Raw genomic sequence first — 16,507 nt, 5'->3', positions numbered from 1 at the left:
TGCCGCGGAGCAGTGCGGCGGGGCGGGGCCGAGGAGGGGCGATGGTGGCTGGGCAGGGGCGGTACGGGGGCTCGCTGTCGGCGGTCGGGCGGTGGTGGGAGGCCGGGCTCGTCGGCGGTGGAGGCGGTGAAGGGCGGCCGGACTGGGCCGCGTTCGCCGAAGGGGCGACGGCCCGCGCACCCCGGGAGGCCGTGGCGCCCGAGGGGGACCACCCGGGGCTGAGCGGCTTCGAGTGGGTGCTGCGGCCGTTCACCGCCCGCGCGGGGGAGCGGCTGGAGCGGCGCCTGCCGGGGCGGGTGCGGGGGCTCGTGGACGTGGCCGCCGTACGCCGGGATCTGGAACGGCACCTCGGCGGCAGGCTGGCCCGGGCCGCGGCGCGCACGCTCGTGCTGGAGCTGTACGAGGCCCGGAGCGCCGGGCGCCTGGTGGGGGACGACACACGGGCCCGGTTCCGGGACTTCCTGGGGCGCACCGCGTCCCGCCGCGGTCTCACGGCCCTGCTCGCCGGGCGGCCGGTGCTGGCGCGGATCCTGGGGCGGGCCGCGCTCGACGCGGCGGACGCCGTCGCGGAGGCGCTGGAACGGCTGGCCGACGACCACGGGTCCCTGACCACCGGCCTGCTGGTGCGGTCCGGCGGGGACCCGGGACCGCTCGTCGGCATCGAGCCGGGCGCGGGCGACGGGCACCGGGGCGGGCGGAGCGTGATGCTGCTGCGCTTCGCCGACGGGACCCGGCTGGTGTACAAGCCGCGGCCGCTGTCCGTGCACCGCCACTTCAACGACCTCGTCGCCTGGTTCAACCAGCTGCCCGGCTCCGTGGACCTGCGTACACTGCGGCTGCTGGACCGGGGCGACTACGGATGGGTGGAGTTCGTCGCCGCGCGGCCCTGCGCCTGCGCCCGCGAGGTCGAGGCGTTCTACCGCCGCCAAGGCGCCCTGCTGGCACTGCTGCACCTGGTCGACGGGACCGACCTGCACCACGAGAACCTGATCGCCGTCGGCGCCCACCCCGTCCTGGTCGACGTGGAGACCCTCTTCCACCCGCCGCTCGCGGGCACCGCCACGCAGGACCCCGCCGCCCGCGCGCTCCACGACTCCGTCTACCGCGTCGGGCTGCTGCCCCAACTGCTGGTGGGCGACCACAGCGCCCTGGACGTGTCCGCGGTCGGCGGCGGCCGCGCGGCGGTGTCGCCCGTCGTCCGGGCGGACTGGGCCGACGCGGGCACCGACCGGATGCGCCTGGTGCGCAGGGCCGGGAGGTTCGGCGAGTCCGCCAACCGGCCGCGCCTCGCCGACGGCGCCCCCGTCGAGCCGGCGGCCCACGTCGAGGAGCTCTGCGCCGGATTCCGCGCCGGGTACACGGCGGTCGCCGCGGCCAGGGAGGAACTGCTGCACGGGACGGCCCTGTTGAAGGCGTTCGCGGAGGACGAGGTGCGGGTCCTGGTACGGCCCACCTGGGTGTACAGCACCATGCTCGACGAGTCCACGCACCCGGCCCTGCTGAAGGACGCGGACGAGCGGCAGCGGGTCCTGGAGACCCTGCGGACCGACGCGCTCGGCAGGGTCCTCGCGCCCGGTCTGGTGGACGAGGAGATCGCCCAGCTCTGGGCGGGGGACGTCCCGCTGTTCACCGCCCGCCCGGGCGGCGACGGGCTGCGGGGCGCGCCCGAGGGGCCGTCGGGCGGCCGCACCGACCGGTCCGGGACCGCCCGGGTGGCCGCGCGGCTCGCCGCCCTGGACACCGTCGACCGGCAGGACCAGGAGTGGGTCGTACGGGCCGCGATGGCGACGGCCTCCCGCGCGCCCGCGCACCGGCCCGCCCGGGACCGGCGCACCCGTACGGCGGAACGCGCCCCGGAGCCGGAGCGCCTGCTGTCGGCGGCCCGGTCCGTCGGGGACCGGCTGGTCTCCCTCGCCTACCGCGCGGGCCCGCGCAGCAACTGGATCGGCCTGGAGCTGCTGGACGACCGCTACTGGCGGATCGGCCCGATGCCGGCCGACCTGGCCGGCGGCTACACCGGGCCGGCCCTGTTCCTGGCGCAGCTGGCGGCGCTCACCGGGGCCGGGCACTACGCGGAGGCGGCCCGGACCGCCCTGGCGCCGGTGCCCGGGCTGCTCGGGGCCCTGCGCGCCCGGCCCGATGACCTCGGCGCGGTGGGCTCGGGGGCGTTCTCCGGCCTCGGCGGCATCGCCTACGCGCTGGCCGAGACGGGCCGGCTGCTGGACGACCCCGAGATCGGCTCGTGGGCGTCCGCCGCGCTGCGGCTGGCGGGCGCGGCGGCCCGGTCCGAGGAGGAGTACGGGGTGGGCGCGGGGGTCGCGGGCGGGCTCGTCGCGCTGCTGGCCGCGCACCGGGCCGCCGGCGGTGCCGGTGACGCGGCGCAGGAGGTCTGGCGGGACGCGCGGGCCTGCGCGGACCGGCTGACCGGGGCGACGCCCACGGCCGGGGGGCCGGGCTTCACGACGGGGGCCGCCGGGCTCGGGTGGGCCCTGCTGCGGTTCGCCGGGGCCGGGGCCGACGCCGACCCGGGGGGCGAGGCCGGCGGGCGGTACCGGGTGGCGGGGCTGTCCGCGCTGCGGGCGGCCGTGGCCGGGGCCGGGGACCCGGAGCCGGGCGCGGGCCCGGGGGCGGGGGGCGGCGGGGCCGGGGACCCCGCCTGGTGCCGGGGGCGCGCCGGCATCGCGCTCGCGGTGCTGGACGCGCCGGGCGCCCTGGACGACCCGTACCTCGCGGCCTGGGCCCGCAGGACCGTCGAAGCGCTGGGCCGGGACAGTCCGGCCGCCGACGACAGCCTCTGCCACGGCGAGGCCGGACTGTGCGAACTCCTCGGCCACGGCGCGGTCCCGCAGGCGCGCCCGCACTGGATCCGCCGGGCCGGAGCGCTGCTGGGCTCCGTCGAGGAGACCGGTGCCCGCAGCGGCGCCCCCGACGGGGTGGCGCACCCCGGCCTGCTGACCGGGCTGGCCGGGATCGGGCACGGACTCCTGCGGGCGGGGTTCCCGGACCGCGTGCCCTCCCTGCTCCTCCTGCACACGTCCGGCCCGGCCTGACCCCCGCCGGACACCACGACCGCACCACCGCACGGCCGCACCACGCGGCACACCGCACCACGCGGCACACCGCACCACGCGCGGCACACCGCACCACGCGCGGCACACCGCACTACGCGGCACACCGCACCACGCGCGGCACACCGCACTACGCGGCACACCGCACCACCGCACGGACCGGCACGACCACCACTCCCGCGGACCCGAAGGACGGACGATGACCATGCAGATCAACGACTCGGTGAGGTACGTCGACGGCAGCGCCGGCACCGAGACCGCGGCCCACGAGAACCCGGTCGGCGAGGTCGTGTTCGGGACGGGCGGGATGCTGGGACTGCGCAGCCGGCTGCTCCGGTCGGCGGACTCCGACGCCGCCGCCTTCTCGGTCGACGTGCCCTGGACCACGGGCTCCCTCACGCTGTTCTGACGGGACGGCGGGCACGCCGCCCCGGCGGCGTGCCCGGGCCGAGGACGGGCCCGGGACGTTATGTGCCCGGGACGAGGACGTGACCGGATGGCGGAGGCCGGGGTTCCCCGGCCCTTTGCCGTGCCCGAACAAGGTCAAGTAGCCTGCGCCCATGCGAGCGACGTCGTCGGTCATCGTGGGGCGGGACGCCGAGATACGGGTGCTGGACGAGGCCCTGGAGAGCGTCGGGAGAGGTGCCGGCCGGGCCGTGTTCCTCGTCGGCGAGGCGGGGATCGGCAAGTCGCGGCTGGCGGGCGAGTCCGCCCTGCGCGCGTACGACCGGGACATGCCGGTGCTGCGCGGCCGCGCCACCTCCACCGGGCTCGTCGTACCGTTCCGGCCACTGGCCGAGGCGCTGTCCTCGCGGTTCCGGGCGGCCGGTGCACCCGACGATCCCGAACTCCAGCCCTACCGGCCCGCGCTGGCCGGCCTCGTACCGGAGTGGCGGTCCGCCGCGGCGGCGCCCGGATACGCGATATCGCTGGTCGAACTGGCCGAGGCACTGCTCAGGCTGCTGGCGGTGCTCGGCCGCGAGCGGGGCTGCGTGATCCTCCTGGAGGACCTGCACGACTCCGACACCGAGACGATCGCGGTCGTCGAATACCTCGTCGACAACGTGGCGGAGCTGCCCGTCCTCCTGGTCGCCACCCTGCGCCCCGACCCCGGCCCGGCGCTGGACCTCGCCCTCGCCGCCGAGCTGCGCAACACCGTCGCCCTGCGCGAGCTGGGGCCGCTGGACGGGGCCGCCGTACGGGACATGGCGGCCGCGTGCCTGGACGCCGCGCCGGGTGAAGTGCCCCCGGCCGCGCACCGGCACCTCGCGCAGTGGGCCGGCGGGAACCCGTACCTGGTGGAGGTACTGCTGGCCGACCTGCTGGACACGGGACGGCTCAGCCGGGACGGCGACGGGTGGCGGTTCGCGGAGCAGGGCGGGGCGACGGTGCCGGCGGGCGCGGTCCGCAGCTGGGCGCGCCGGCTGGACCGGCTGGACGAACCGGTGCGCGAACTGCTGCTCGTCGCGGCGACGCTGGGCGGCCGGTTCTCCGTCGGAGCCCTCCGGGCGGTGACCGGGCTCGACGACCGGGCCCTGTTCGCCCACCTCCGGTCGGCCTCCGAGGTCGGGATCATCGCCCCGGACGGGGCCGCCCACGACCACTACGCCTTCCGCCACGCTCTGACGGCGGACGCGCTCAGGGCCTCGCTGCCGCCCGCCGAGCAGGCCGCGCTGGCCCGCCGGGCGGCCTCGGCCATCGAGGACTCCGTCGACGGACTCGACGGGGACCAGCGGCAGTTGATCGCCACTCTGCGACTGGCGGCGGGTGACAGGGAGGCCGCTTCCCGGCAGTTCGCCCAGGTGGGCCGGCAGATGCTGGACGCCGGCGCGTCGGGCTCGGCCGCCGTGCTGCTGGAGCGCGCCCGGGGACTCGCGTCCGACGGGGAGCGGCACGAGGTCACGGTGCAGCTGGCCATCGCCCAGGCCGAGTCCGGGCGGCTCGACGAGGCGGCCGCACTGCTCGACGACCTCCCGCCCGTGCCCGCCGGGTCGCTCGCCGCGGAGTTACGGGCCCAGGCGCACACGCAGGTCGCGTGGGTCGCGACCATGGCGGAGCAGAAGGAGGAGGCGCGCCGCCGGATCCGGGCGGCCCGCGCCCTGCTCGGAGCCGACCCCCGCCCGGAGCAGGAGGCGGCGCTCGCGGTGGTCGAGGGACACCTCGCGCTGCTGCCGCAGCGGGACGGCCCGGGCGGCAAGGACGGCCGCGAGCGACTCGAAGAGGCGGAACGTTCCGCCCGTCGTGCCGCGCTCACCGCGGAGCAGCGCGGCCGGCCCGTGGTGGCCTGCCAGGCGTGGCAGCTGCTGGCCATGCTGTCCCGGGAGCGCGGCTTCGACGAGGCCGACGCCTGCCTGGAACGGATGCTGGCCGTCGCCGAGGAGCACCGGCTCGCCGTGTACCGGGCCGAGGCACTCGTACGGCTCGGCACCAACGCGTTCATGCGGACCGGGGAGGCGACCCGCCTGGAGACCGCCCGCACGGCGGCCCGGGAACTCGGCTCGCTGGCCCTGCTCCAGGCGGTCGACGGGTTCCTCGCCATGCAGGGCGTGCTCGGCGGCCGCTGGGACCAGGCCCGGGAGATCACCGAACGGTCGGTTCAGGCCAGCGCCCGCCTCCAGAACCTCTCGACGCACCGCTACCTGCTCCTCGTCGACGCCACGCTCGCCGCCCACCAGGGACGCGCCCGGGACCAGGACAGGGCCCTGCTCCGGTTCCGCCGGGCGGGCGGCGAGGACTCCATGCTCGTGCCCCTCCAGCGCGGACTGTGCCAGGCCGTCGGCGCGCTCATGGGGGAGGACCGGGGCCGGGCGAAGGCCGAGATCGAGGCAGCGCTCGCCTGGGAGCGGGAGCACCCGAGCTTCTTCTACCTCAGCGGCCGCTACGGGCTCGGCCCCCTGCTGCGGGTCCTCGACGGCGAGGACACCGGCCGCGAGGCGCACCGGGAGGCGCTGGCCTCCCCGGGCGGCCAGCTCGCCTGGAACCGGATGTTCCTCGACCTGGCGGACGCGGTCCTGCGCGGCCGCGACGGCGACCCCGAGGGCGCGCGGCGCGCCGTGGAACGGGCCGGCCGCGCGGCGGCCGTGTTCCCGCAAGCCTGGCACCTCGCCCTGCGGCTCACCGCCGAGGCGGCGCTCGCCGACTCCTGGGGCGAACCGGTCGCCTGGCTGCGGACCGCCGAGGAGTACTTCCACGACGCGGGCGTACCGCCGGTGGCCGGAGCCTGCCGGGCCCTCATGCGGCAGGCGGGGGTCAGCGTCCCGCAACGCCGCGGCGGCCGCGAGCGGATCCCCGCGGGCCTGCGCACCGCGGGCGTCACCCCGCGCGAGTACGAGGTGTTCGTCCTGCTCGCCGAACGCCCCGGCAACCAGCAGATCGCCCAGAACCTGTGCATCTCGCCCCGCACGGTGGAGAAGCACATGGCGAGCCTGATGGCCAAGACCGGCTCCCCCGACCGCTCGGCCCTGTGCGCCCTGTCCGCGGAGTCCGCGGACGCCCCCTAGCCACGGCCCGGCCCCCGCCGGTGCGGCCGCTGCCGGGATGGGGGCCGCCGCCGGCTCTATGGGGGTCCGGTCCCCCATGACGGAGGTACGGCCCGCACGACTGTGCGGGCCCGGCACCGATGTGTGACGGGCGCGGCCCCCGGATCATCGGACGGACCGACCGACTCCCGTCACCCACGGAGGTTCGCCCGATGCCGCGTCCGTCCGCGCAGCCCCCAGCGCCGTCCGGCACGCTGAGGTTCTCCGTCCTCGGCCCGCTCACGGTCCACCGGGACGACCGGGCGCTGCCGCTCGGCCCGTTGAAGCAGCGGGTCGTCCTGGCCACCCTGCTCGGCGCGGCCAACAGCCCGGTGTCCGTCGACGCGCTGACCGACGCGGTCTGGCAGGAGGAGCCCCCGCGCACCGCCCGCAAGAACCTCCAGGTGTACGTGAGCGCCCTGCGCGCCCTGCTCGGAGACGACGGCCCCGACCGGCCGCGGCTCACCCACACGGGAGCGGGGTACGTGCTGCGCGTGGCCGAGGACGAGCTCGACCTCCTGCGGTTCCGCGCCCTCGTGCGGTCCGCCGAGGGGCAGCGGGGCCGCCCCGCCGCCCGGCTGCTGCGCCAGGCACTCGACCTGTGGCAGGGGCCCCCGCTGGGCGACGACCTGCGGCAGTCACCCCGGCTCGCCGAGGAGGCCGAACGGCTGGAACTGCACCGCCTGACGGCCTACGAGGGCTGGGCCGAGGCGGAACTCGAACTGGGCGGCGCACCCGCGGTGGCCGAGGAGCTGCGCGAACTCGTGGAGCGGCACCCGCTCCGGGAACGGCTCCGCTCCGCCTGGATGTGCGCGCTCAGCGGCTCCGGCCGGCAGGCCGAGGCGCTCGCCGCGTACGACGACTACCGCCAGCTCCTCGCCCGGGAACTGGGCCTGGAGCCGGGCGGCGCCATGGCGGCCCGCTACCGCGCGATCCTCGCCGGCGACGACCGGACCGGGACCGGCGCGGCCCCCCGTCCGCGGCCCGTCCGCCCAACCGTCTCCCTGCCGCCGGACCTCGCCGACTTCACCGGGCACGGCGAGGAACTGCGCGGGCTCACCGGATTCCTGGAGGACGAGGGCGCCGGCCGCGTCGCCCTGCTCTCGGGACCCGCCGGCGCCGGGAAGACCACCCTCGCCGTGCGGGCCGCCCACCTCCTCGCAGACCGGTTCCCCGACGGCCGGATCTGCGTCGGCCTGCGGGACGCGGAGGGCCGCACCCGCCCGCCGTCCGCCGTCCTCGCGGAACTCGGTGAACGCACCGGCCGGCCGGGCCCGTCCGGGCCCGAGGCGTGGCGCGAATGGCTGGCGGAGCACCGCGTGCTGGTGGTCCTGGACGACGTCCCCGACGAACGCGCCGTACGGCCGCTGCTCCCGTGCGGCGGGCGGGGCAGGGTGCTGCTCACCGCGCGCGGCCAGCTGGGCGGACTGGCACCCGTCCACCGGATCCCCGTCCCGCCGCTCGGCACCGCCGAGTCGGTGCAGCTGCTCGCGGGGCTCGTCGGCCAGGGCCGGGTACGGGCCGACCGGGAGGCCGCCCTGCGCATCGTGCGGGCCTGCGGAGGGTCGCCGCTCGCGGTCCGGGTGAGCGGGATGCGGCTCGCGGTCCTGCGCCACCTGCCGCTGCGGGAGTTCGCGGACCGGCTCACCGACCCCGCCGGGGCGCTCGACGAACTGACCTCCGGGGACGTGTCCGTCCGGCGGTGGCTGGCCCACGGCTGGGCGGCGCTGCCGCGGGAGTGGGGCCGGGACGCGGAACGGCTCGCCGCCGGCACCGGGGAGGGACCCTTCGGCCTGACCGAGGCGGCCGAGGCCCTCGGCTGCGACGAGCGGCACGCCGTACGGGTGGTGGAGGCGCTCATCGACGCCGGCATGGTGACCTCGCCCTGCGGGGAGGTCACCGCGCACGCGGCCCAGTACGAACTGCCGCACCTGATACGCATGTACGCGCGCGGCTCCGGCCTCGGCACCCCCGCGCTGACCTAGGCCGTGTCCCGACCGGGGCGCCCCGGGGCCGGCAGGCCCGCCTGCCGGGCCAGGAAGGCCAGGCACTCGGCCTGCAGGGCCACCGCGCGGGACGCGGACCGGTCGCCGTGTCCGACGCCGCGCTCCAGCCGAAGCAGCACCGGACCGGTGCCCGAGGTGGCGTGCTGGAGCGCGGCGCACATCTTGCGGGCGTGCAGCGGATCGGTCCGGGTGTCCCCGTCCGCGGCGACCAGCAGCACCGCGGGGTAGGCCGTCCCGGGCGTGACCCGGTGGTAGGGGGAGTAGCCGAACAGCACCGGCAGCAGGGCGGGGTCGTCCGCGCTGCCGTACTCGGGCGTCCAGCTGGGCCCGAGGCCGGACCGTTCGTAGCGGACCATGTCCAGCAGGGGGGCCGCGCACACCACGCCGGCGTACTTCCCCGGCTCCCGGGTGAGGGCGGCGCCCACCAGCAGCCCGCCGTTGGAGCCGCCCATGACGGTGAGCCGGCCCGGCCCGGTCCAGCCCTGCGCGATCAGGTGGTCGCCTGCCGCGGCGAAGTCCTCGAAGGTGTTCGGCTTGTTCTTCCCGCTGCCCGCCAGGTGCCAGGCCTCGCCCTCCTCGCCGCCGCCGCGCAGGCCCGCCCAGGCGAACACCCCGCCCGCCCTGACCCAGGCGAGGACCTGGGCGCGGTACCGGGGCGACATGGTCTTGCCGAAGCCGCCGTAGCCGGTGAGCAGGGCGGGGCGCGGCACGTCGGGGCGGCCGGTCGGGGAGATCACGAACATCCGCACCGTCGTGCCGTCGCGCGAGGGGAAGGACACCTGGCGGGTGACCGCGCCCCCAGTGCCCGGGGCGTCCGGGGCGCCGCGCTCCCAGCGCGTCACCCGGCCCGTGCGGGCGTCGAAGCGCAGCACCCGTGGCGGTGTGACGAAGTCGGTGTAGGCGAAGTAGGCCTCGTGCCCGCCGGGCGGCCCCGCGCGGAAGTCGCCGACCGCGCCGGCCCCGGGCAGCGGGACCACACCGACCTGCCGGCCCTCGACCAGGTCGTGCACGGTCACCTCGGCCACCGTGTTCCGCGTCCAGGCGGCCAGGCCGAGCGGATGCTCCAGCTCCGGACCGGAGAGCACGGTGAGGTGGGTCAGCACCGCGTCGGGCCGTTCGGGGACCACCTCGCGCCAGGCGCCGGGGCCCAGGTGCAGCTCGGCGGGCCGGCACGAGACGACGCGTCCGCGGGCGGCGTCGCGGTCGGTCCGCAGCCACACCGGGTCCCGGGGACCGGTGCCGGGCACCGCGTAGAGGCGGGTGGCGGCGTCCATGCCCTCCTGGACGGCCCGCAGCCGCGGGCGCTCGGGCGGCCCCGCCCACAGGTCGGCCAGGTGCAGGTCGGTGCCGCGGCCGGTGCCGAGCGTGGCCGTGACGGCCAGCCAGCGGCCGTCGGCGGTGACGCGGACACTGTAGAACTGGGTCTTGTCCCGCCCCTCCCCGAAGACCACGGCGTCCGTCGCGGGGTCGGTGCCGACCCGGTGCAGGCACACCCGCCGGTGGTAGCGCCCCTCGCCGGGGTGCAGCCGCGGGTCGAGGTTCCTGACGTAGTAGAACGCCCCGCCGCCGGGCAGCCAGCCGATCGAGGACCTGCGCACCCGGTCCACCGGCCCGTCGACGACCTTCCCCGTCGCCACGTCGAGCACCCGCAGCAGCGAGTCCTCCGTACCGTTGCGGGACACCTGGTAGGCCAGCAGGTCGCCCTCCACGGAGGGCTCCCAGGCATCGAGCACGGTGCGTCCGGACGGGTCGAGGCCGACGGGGTCGAGCAGCACCCGCTGCGCCCCGGCCTCCGCCACCATCAGCACGGGATGCTCCCGTCCGGCGTCCTGCCGCAGCCAGAACACCCTGTCCCCGCGGACCTCGGGCGAGCGGACGCGGTCCACGGCGTCGATCGCCGCCACCTCGGCCCGCCATCGCTCCAGGTCCGCCCAGGACGCCCGTTCCGCCTCGTAGAGCGCGTCCTGCTCCGCGACCCAGCGCAGCGTGTCCGGGGCCTCGGCGTCCTCCAGCGCCCGGTACGGGTCGGGGACGCGCACGCCGTGCAGCTCCTCGACGGCGTCCTGCCGTTCGGCGTACGGATAGCGGCGGGGCTCCGGTGTCACTCGCTGCTCCCTCATCTGGGTTCGGGCCGGGATACGGGGTGCGGCGCGGGCGGGCCCTTCGGGACGTCTGGCCCGGCGGTCCGCCCGGCGGCGTCCTCCGTACGGGGCAGGGCGGCCATCGCGTAGAAGCCGGCCAGGAGGACGATCAGCCCCGACGCGGCGATGACCGTGTCGACGGGGCCGAACCGGAGCCCGCCGAGCGAGCCGTGCGCGTCCCGCAGGACGGATCCGGCGAGCCAGCCGGACAGGGCCGCGGAGAGCATCGAAGCCAGCCGGGTCACCGGGTAGAACACGGCCATCACGCGGCCCCGGTAGTCCGGGGGCGCCGCCGCCAGCAGCAGCGGCGACATCGCGGTGTTCAGCACGGTGAGCGGAACGGTGAACACGAACAGCAGGGCGGTGCCGCCGGTGAAGGAGGTCTGCCGGGAGTAGGCGACCAGCAGCACACCGCTGACCAGCAGGGCGGTCCAGGTGGTCCGGCGGGCCCCGAGCCACCGCACCACCCGGCCCCCGGCCAGCGCCCCCGCGATGCCGCCCGCGCCCATGGCCATGCCGAGGTATCCGTAGAGGCGGGCGTCCGCGTGGAGGTTGTCGGTGGCGAAGAAGACGTTGAGGGTGCCCAGCGCCCCGATCCCGAACTGCCCTATGACGGAGAGCAGGAGCAGCGCCACCAGGAAGCCGCTGCCCGCGAAGAACCGCAGGCCGTCCGCGAACTCCCGCCGCAGCGAAGCCCGTTGCCGTCCGGCGGGCCGCCGCGGGCCGCCCGGTCCGGCGGGGTTCGTGCCGGTGCCGGGGAGGCGGATGGAGCGGATGGCGGCGTAGGACACCGCGTACGTCAGGCCGTTGAAGAGCAGGGCCCACTGCAGTCCGGCGCCGAACAGCAGCGGTGCGGCGAGCGGCGGCCCGACGATCCAGGCCGTCTCGCCCGTGGCCTGCCCGATGCCGGCCGCCCGGGCGCGGTCGGCGTCCCCGGTCACCAGGTCGGCGAGGACGGCGAAGCGCGCCGGGGAGAAGAACTGGCCGGCCGTGTGCAGCAGGAGGACGGTCGCGTAGACCACGGCGAGCCAGACGCCGGCCGGGAGGGCGTCGGCCGGCAGGAAGGCGACGGCCGTCAGCACGGCGACCAGCGCGCCGCGGAGCACCTCGGAGCGCAGCATCGTGGCGCGCTTGTCCCAGCGGTCGACGAACACGCCCGCGAGCGGGCCGATGACCAGCACGGCGACGCTCGACGCCATCACGATGCCGCTGACCGCGAGCGGCGCCCACGGCTCGTCCTTCGCCAGCACGGTGGCCACCCACAGCACCAGCGTCGTGCTGAAGACGGCGTCCCCGACGGAGGACACGGCCTGGCCGATCCACAGCCGGGTGTAGTCGCGGTTGATCAGGGTCAGCCGCGGGGTCACGACGGCCTCGGCGACGAGACGACCAGCGCCATCAGGGCGGTGACCAGGGTCGTGTGGTAGGCCTTCCGGAAGAACGCGCGGCCCGGCGCGGCCGGCCGGGCCGCGAGCTCGGCCGACCGGCCGGGAAGGGCCCCGTCGGGCCGCTGGGCCCGCACCAGGCGGGCGACGGCCGCGGCTCCCGAGGGCGAGTCCAGCGGGTCGGTCCCCAGGATGAACCGGGTGAGGACCAGTTCCGCGGCCAGGTCCCACAGGTCGTGCCCGACGCAGTGGAGCAGCAGCCGGTCGACCAGGTCCAGGGCGTGCGCCGGTGCGTCCCCGGTCAGCCCAGGGGAGGTGCGGCCGAAGTCGCCCACGTAGAAGGCGGTGTGCGTCACCGCGTACGCCTGCGGGACGGTGAGCGGAGCCCCGCCCCCGCCCCCGTCCCTGCCGGGCGCGTCCCCGTCGCCGACGGGGCGGAGCGCGAGGAGCGGGCTGTGCGGCAGGAGTTCGGCGTACGGCTCGACGGTGTGGGGGACCCCGGCCTTGTCCGCGTAGTGGCGGACTTCGATGCGCTGGTAGGGGGTCCTGCCCCGCGGCGAGAGGAACCCGGGGCCGACCCCGGCGAGCGCCTCCCGGACCTGCGTGCCGTCGATCCCGTCCGGGGCCAGTGCGGCGCAGGCCAGCCCGTACGCGGACGCGTACCCGGGGACGGCGGCGAACAGCGGCGGCAGGGCCGGGTCCTGCCAGAGCCGGCGGACCAGGGCGGTGGCCGCGTCCAGTCCGTCCACGGGGCGGCCCAGGCGGGCCGCGCAGTGGCACAGCAGCGCCAGCTCCAGCGCCGCCTTCGCCCTGCCCTGGGGCGCCGCGGACCGGGCGCCCGCGGAGAACGGGTCGAAGTGGTGCAGGTTCGCGGCCAGCCAGCCGAGCGCGCGCGAGGACAGCCGCTCCAGGGGGGAGGCCATGGCTACAGGCGCCCCGTCTCGTGCAGGTAGTCGAGCAGGGCCGTGTCGACGGAGTCGCGGAACCGCGCGAGGGTCCGCGCGTCCTCGTCGTAGCGGTAGAGGTCCTGGCAGGCGATCCAGCGGTCGCGGGTCCGCTCGGCCGGCTGGTAGCCGTCGGCGACCGTGCCGACCTCCCAGTCGGGCTTGCCCGCGGTCTCCCAGCAGCTGGCCAGGGTGCCGTCCGCGCTCACCACGGCGCCGTAGCGGCCGTCCGTGTGGCCGCAGGTGACGCAGGTCTTGCGGGCGCCGGGGCGGCTCACGGTGAAGCCGAGGTCGAGTGCCCGGCGCTGCCACCGGCCGAAGGCGGCCGGGAGTTCGCCCGTGTGCAGCAGGCTGTTGGCGTAGCCGACCCCCACGTCGCCGATCCGGGCGAAGTACAGCGTGCACCGGGCGGGGTCGAGGGCGCCGGCCAGCCGGTCGATCAGGGCGTCCACGCCGTGGAAGGTCTCCTGGGAGACGTTCACCCGCAGCGTCCACTGGAGCGCGGTGGCCTCGCAGGCCCCGGCGATGTTGCCGACGATCCTGTCGAAGGTGGCGCCGCCGTCCGCCCGGCCGACCCGGATGCGGTCGTGGTCGGCGCGGTCGCCGTCGAAGGTGACCTGGACGGAGGTCAGCCCCAGGTCCGCGAGCCGGCGGGCCAGGTGTGGGGTGAGGAGCGTGGCGTTGGAGATCATCCAGGCCGAGGTGGGCGCGATGTCCGCGGCGCGCTCCAGCAGTTCGAGACAGCCGCGCGGGTTGAGCAGGGGCTCCCCGCCGAAGAGCAGGATCCTGAGCTTCTCCAGGCCGGCGGCGGCCATCTGCCGCTCGGTGAAGCCGAGGATCTGGGTGATGGTGTCCGAGGTGAGGCGGCAGCGGCCGATCCGGGGCGGCCGGCTGCCGCCCGCCTGGTCCTGGGCGGTGTTCTGGAAGCAGTACCCGCAGCCCAGGTTGCAGTGGGTGCTGGTGAGGACGGTCAGCGCGTAGGAGCTGATCCGGCCGGGGGCGAACATGCCGCTCTCGTGCAGCCGCCGTTCCGCGTCGGGGAGCAGGGCCCCTTCGGGGGTGACGTGCCGGTCGCGGAGCCGGGCCACCCCGCCCGGGCCCAGGAACCACCAGTTCCGCTCGCCCTTCAGGAGGCGGGCGCCGGAGGGGAGCGGCTCGGGGGCCGGGGCCTGCGGGCCGGAGCCGGGTGCCCGGCCGATGTTCACGGGCAGGCCGACGTTCACCGCTTGGTCGATGCTCACAGGTTCTCCCGTACGGCCGTTGCCGCTGTCAGGGCGGGTTCGCCGGTCCGGCCGCCGGTGACGACGAGCGTCATCAGCGCCACGACGAGGGTCACTTTGTAGGACTTGCGGAAGTACTCCACGGGCGTGGCGTCCGCCGGGGCCCGCTCGGCGGCACAGCGTCCTGGAACCGCCCCGTCCGGGGCCTGTGCGGCGTGCAGCATCCGCAGGCCGGCCGCGCCGGAGGGGGTGCGCAGCGGGTCCGCGCCCAGGCAGTACTGGGCGAGCAGCAGCTTCGCCGTGACGTCCCAGTCGCCGAGCCCCACGCAGTGGTCCGTCAGCCGTTCCACCACGCGCAGCGCCCGCTCCCGCTCGTCCTCGGGAAGCGGCAGGCCGCGCAGGCCGAAGTCCCCGAGGTAGCAGAGGGTGTGCGCGACCTGGCAGCCGTCCAGGTCCGCCACGGGCAGCGTGGCGGCGCGGGGGAGCGGACTCGCCGCGTACAGCTCCTCGTACGGGGCGAACCGGTGCGGGACGCCCGCGAGATCGGCGTAGAACCGGGCCTCCAGGTGCAGGAACGGCGGCTTGCGTCCCGGCGTCAGGTAGCTCCCGGCCGCCAGCCGGTCCAGTACGGCACGGGGCGCTCCGGTGGCGGCGCCGGCCGGGTCGAGCGCGCCGTACATCAGCTCGAACTGCCGGGCGTGCCGGCCTTCGAGGGTGAGGAGCCGGGGGAAGTCCGGGTCCCGCCACGCCCGTTCGACCACCCCGGTCACCCCGGGCAGCAGGGGGTCCGCGGGCGCGCACCGCTCCCAGGAGCGGCGGAGCATCGCGAGCTGCAGGAGGGCCTTCACGCGCGGCACCACCGGCAGTTCGGCACGGGCGGCCGGGGAGTCGAGGTAGGGCGCGTGCCGCGCCGTCCAGCGCCGCGCGCCCGCCGACAGGCCGGCCAGGGCCTCATCCAGGCCCGCTGATCGCGTACTCATGCTTCTCCTTCGTGGGAACGGACGGCCCGGCCGGGGGAGCCGCGGACACCCCGGCCGGGGGAGCCGGGGACGCCCCGGCCACCCGCTCGACGACGTCGGCCGCGCGCGCCGCGCCGTCCATCGCGGCCAGCCGGCCGCCGAGCACGCGGGCGCGGGCCCGCAGGCCGTCGTCCCGCCACGCGGACTCCAGCAGGGCCTGAGCCGGAACGGCCGGGCTCTTGGGGAAGTGCGCGGCCACACCGGCCCGCACGCAGGCGCCCGTCAGCAGGGGCTGCTCGGAGCCGTTGGGCGCGAGGGCGAGGGGGAGTCCGCGAAGGAGCGCGGCCAGCACGGGCGCGGAGGTGCCGCTGCTCAGCACGAGGCCGGCGCGGTCGACGAGCGGTCCCATCCACCGTTCGCGGACCAGCAGGACGTCCGCGTCCGGGGCGGGCCGCGGGTCGGTCGAGCGGCCCTGCTCGACCACGGCCTGGAACCGGCCGCCGGTGAAGGCCTCGTTGAGCCGCGGCCACAGGCTGCCGCCCTCGAAGGAACGGCCGAGATGGACGTACACGACGGGCTTGCCCGACCGCGACAGGTGCTCCCCGATCGCCTCGGTCCGCGCCGGGTCGGGCGTCGGCTCCCAGGACAGCGGCCCCACGTGCCGGACCCGCTCGGGCAGCAGCCCGCCCGGATACTCCAGCTCCGGGTCCCCCCGCAGCAGCAACGCGTCGCCGAGCAGCGGTTCGTCCGCCCACCGCGGCGCACGCCCCGCCAGACCGGTCTCCTCCCGCAGGTCGGCGTGGATCCGCAGGCAGTCCCGCGTCCGGCTCTGCCGGGTCCGGCCCAGGTGCGGTTCGTCGTCGCCGCCGGCCGCGTAGTCCCACAGGTGCACCGACAGCCCGATCACCACCACCGGGACGTCCAGCGTCTCGGCGGCGAGCAGGGCGCCGTTGCAGAGCACGGAGGTGACCAGCAGGTCGGCCCCCGTCTCCCGGGCCGCGCGCACGGTCGCCCGGTACTGCGCCGCGCCGCCCGGCCCCCACCAGGTGGCGGAGAACGCCCGGTGGCCGCCGTACTCCTCCGCCGCGGCGAACGGCAGTCCGGCACCGGCCGCGGCGGCCGCCGCGGTGGACCGGCCCAGCACGCTGACGTCGTGGCCCCGGCGCCGGAGCTCCAGGCCGGCCGCGACCGCGGGGTAGAGGTAGCCGCCGTCACTGAGCGGACAGAGAAGGATCTTCATGGTCGTGCCGCTCCCAGCGGTTCCGG

10 protein-coding genes are annotated in these 16,507 nt (G+C 76.9%); 4 read left to right on the top strand and 6 right to left on the bottom strand.

The window, feature by feature from the left end:
* Nucleotides 1-41 precede the first annotated feature (41 nt).
* The 4 genes from D1J60_RS05420 to D1J60_RS05405 all read left to right on the top strand — a co-directional run bounded on the left by D1J60_RS05420 (nt 42) and on the right by D1J60_RS05405 (nt 8,571).
* Nucleotides 42-3,050, top strand: coding sequence for a type 2 lantipeptide synthetase LanM family protein (locus tag D1J60_RS05420; protein WP_241253160.1), 3,009 nt, complete (start codon nt 42-44; stop codon nt 3,048-3,050).
* 217 nt (nt 3,051-3,267) lie between these two features.
* A complete protein-coding gene (locus tag D1J60_RS05415; RefSeq protein ID WP_125603309.1) occupies nt 3,268-3,477 on the top strand; it encodes a hypothetical protein in 210 nt (69 codons plus the stop codon).
* Between the two features lie 151 nt (nt 3,478-3,628).
* Nucleotides 3,629-6,568: a LuxR family transcriptional regulator gene (locus D1J60_RS05410; protein ID WP_125820341.1), complete on the top strand. Its 2,940-nt coding sequence runs from the start codon at nt 3,629-3,631 to the stop codon at nt 6,566-6,568.
* Between the two features lie 191 nt (nt 6,569-6,759).
* Nucleotides 6,760-8,571 (top strand): BTAD domain-containing putative transcriptional regulator, encoded by a 1,812-nt coding sequence (locus tag D1J60_RS05405; RefSeq protein ID WP_125820340.1) that lies wholly within the window; start codon nt 6,760-6,762, stop codon nt 8,569-8,571.
* On the opposite strand, the gene D1J60_RS05400 is transcribed toward D1J60_RS05405, so the two are convergent.
* Genes D1J60_RS05400 through D1J60_RS05375 form a run of 6 tightly spaced genes read right to left on the bottom strand, consistent with a single transcriptional unit; the run spans nt 8,568 to nt 16,481 of the window.
* Nucleotides 8,568-10,697 carry a prolyl oligopeptidase family serine peptidase gene (locus tag D1J60_RS05400; protein ID WP_241253159.1) on the bottom strand — a complete coding sequence of 710 codons (2,130 nt, stop codon included), beginning with the start codon at nt 10,695-10,697 and terminating at the stop codon, nt 8,568-8,570. The genes D1J60_RS05405 and D1J60_RS05400 overlap by 4 nt on opposite strands.
* A gap of 11 nt (nt 10,698-10,708) precedes the next feature.
* On the bottom strand, nt 10,709-12,100 hold the full coding sequence (locus D1J60_RS05395) for an MFS transporter (RefSeq protein ID WP_125820338.1): 1,392 nt from the start codon (nt 12,098-12,100) through the stop codon (nt 10,709-10,711).
* Complete coding sequence (locus tag D1J60_RS05390) at nt 12,097-13,041, bottom strand: hypothetical protein (RefSeq protein ID WP_125820337.1); 945 nt, start codon at nt 13,039-13,041, stop codon at nt 12,097-12,099. Before D1J60_RS05390 ends, D1J60_RS05395 begins: the two co-directional genes overlap by 4 nt.
* Before the next feature lie 2 nt (nt 13,042-13,043).
* Complete coding sequence (locus D1J60_RS05385) at nt 13,044-14,261, bottom strand: radical SAM protein (RefSeq protein ID WP_125823882.1); 1,218 nt, start codon at nt 14,259-14,261, stop codon at nt 13,044-13,046.
* Nucleotides 14,262-14,299: 38 nt separating this feature from the next.
* Entirely contained in the window at nt 14,300-15,262 is a 963-nt protein-coding gene (locus D1J60_RS05380) for a hypothetical protein (RefSeq protein ID WP_125820336.1), read from the bottom strand.
* Nucleotides 15,234-16,481: a glycosyltransferase gene (locus tag D1J60_RS05375; RefSeq protein WP_125820335.1), complete on the bottom strand. Its 1,248-nt coding sequence runs from the start codon at nt 16,479-16,481 to the stop codon at nt 15,234-15,236. Before D1J60_RS05375 ends, D1J60_RS05380 begins: the two co-directional genes overlap by 29 nt.
* Nucleotides 16,482-16,507 lie beyond the last annotated feature (26 nt).

Source organism: Streptomyces sp. W1SF4, assembly GCF_003950035.1.
Classification (GTDB): domain Bacteria; phylum Actinomycetota; class Actinomycetes; order Streptomycetales; family Streptomycetaceae; genus Streptomyces; species Streptomyces racemochromogenes.
Note: the sequence above shows the minus strand (reverse complement) of the source record. Positions and strands in the feature narration are given on the sequence as shown.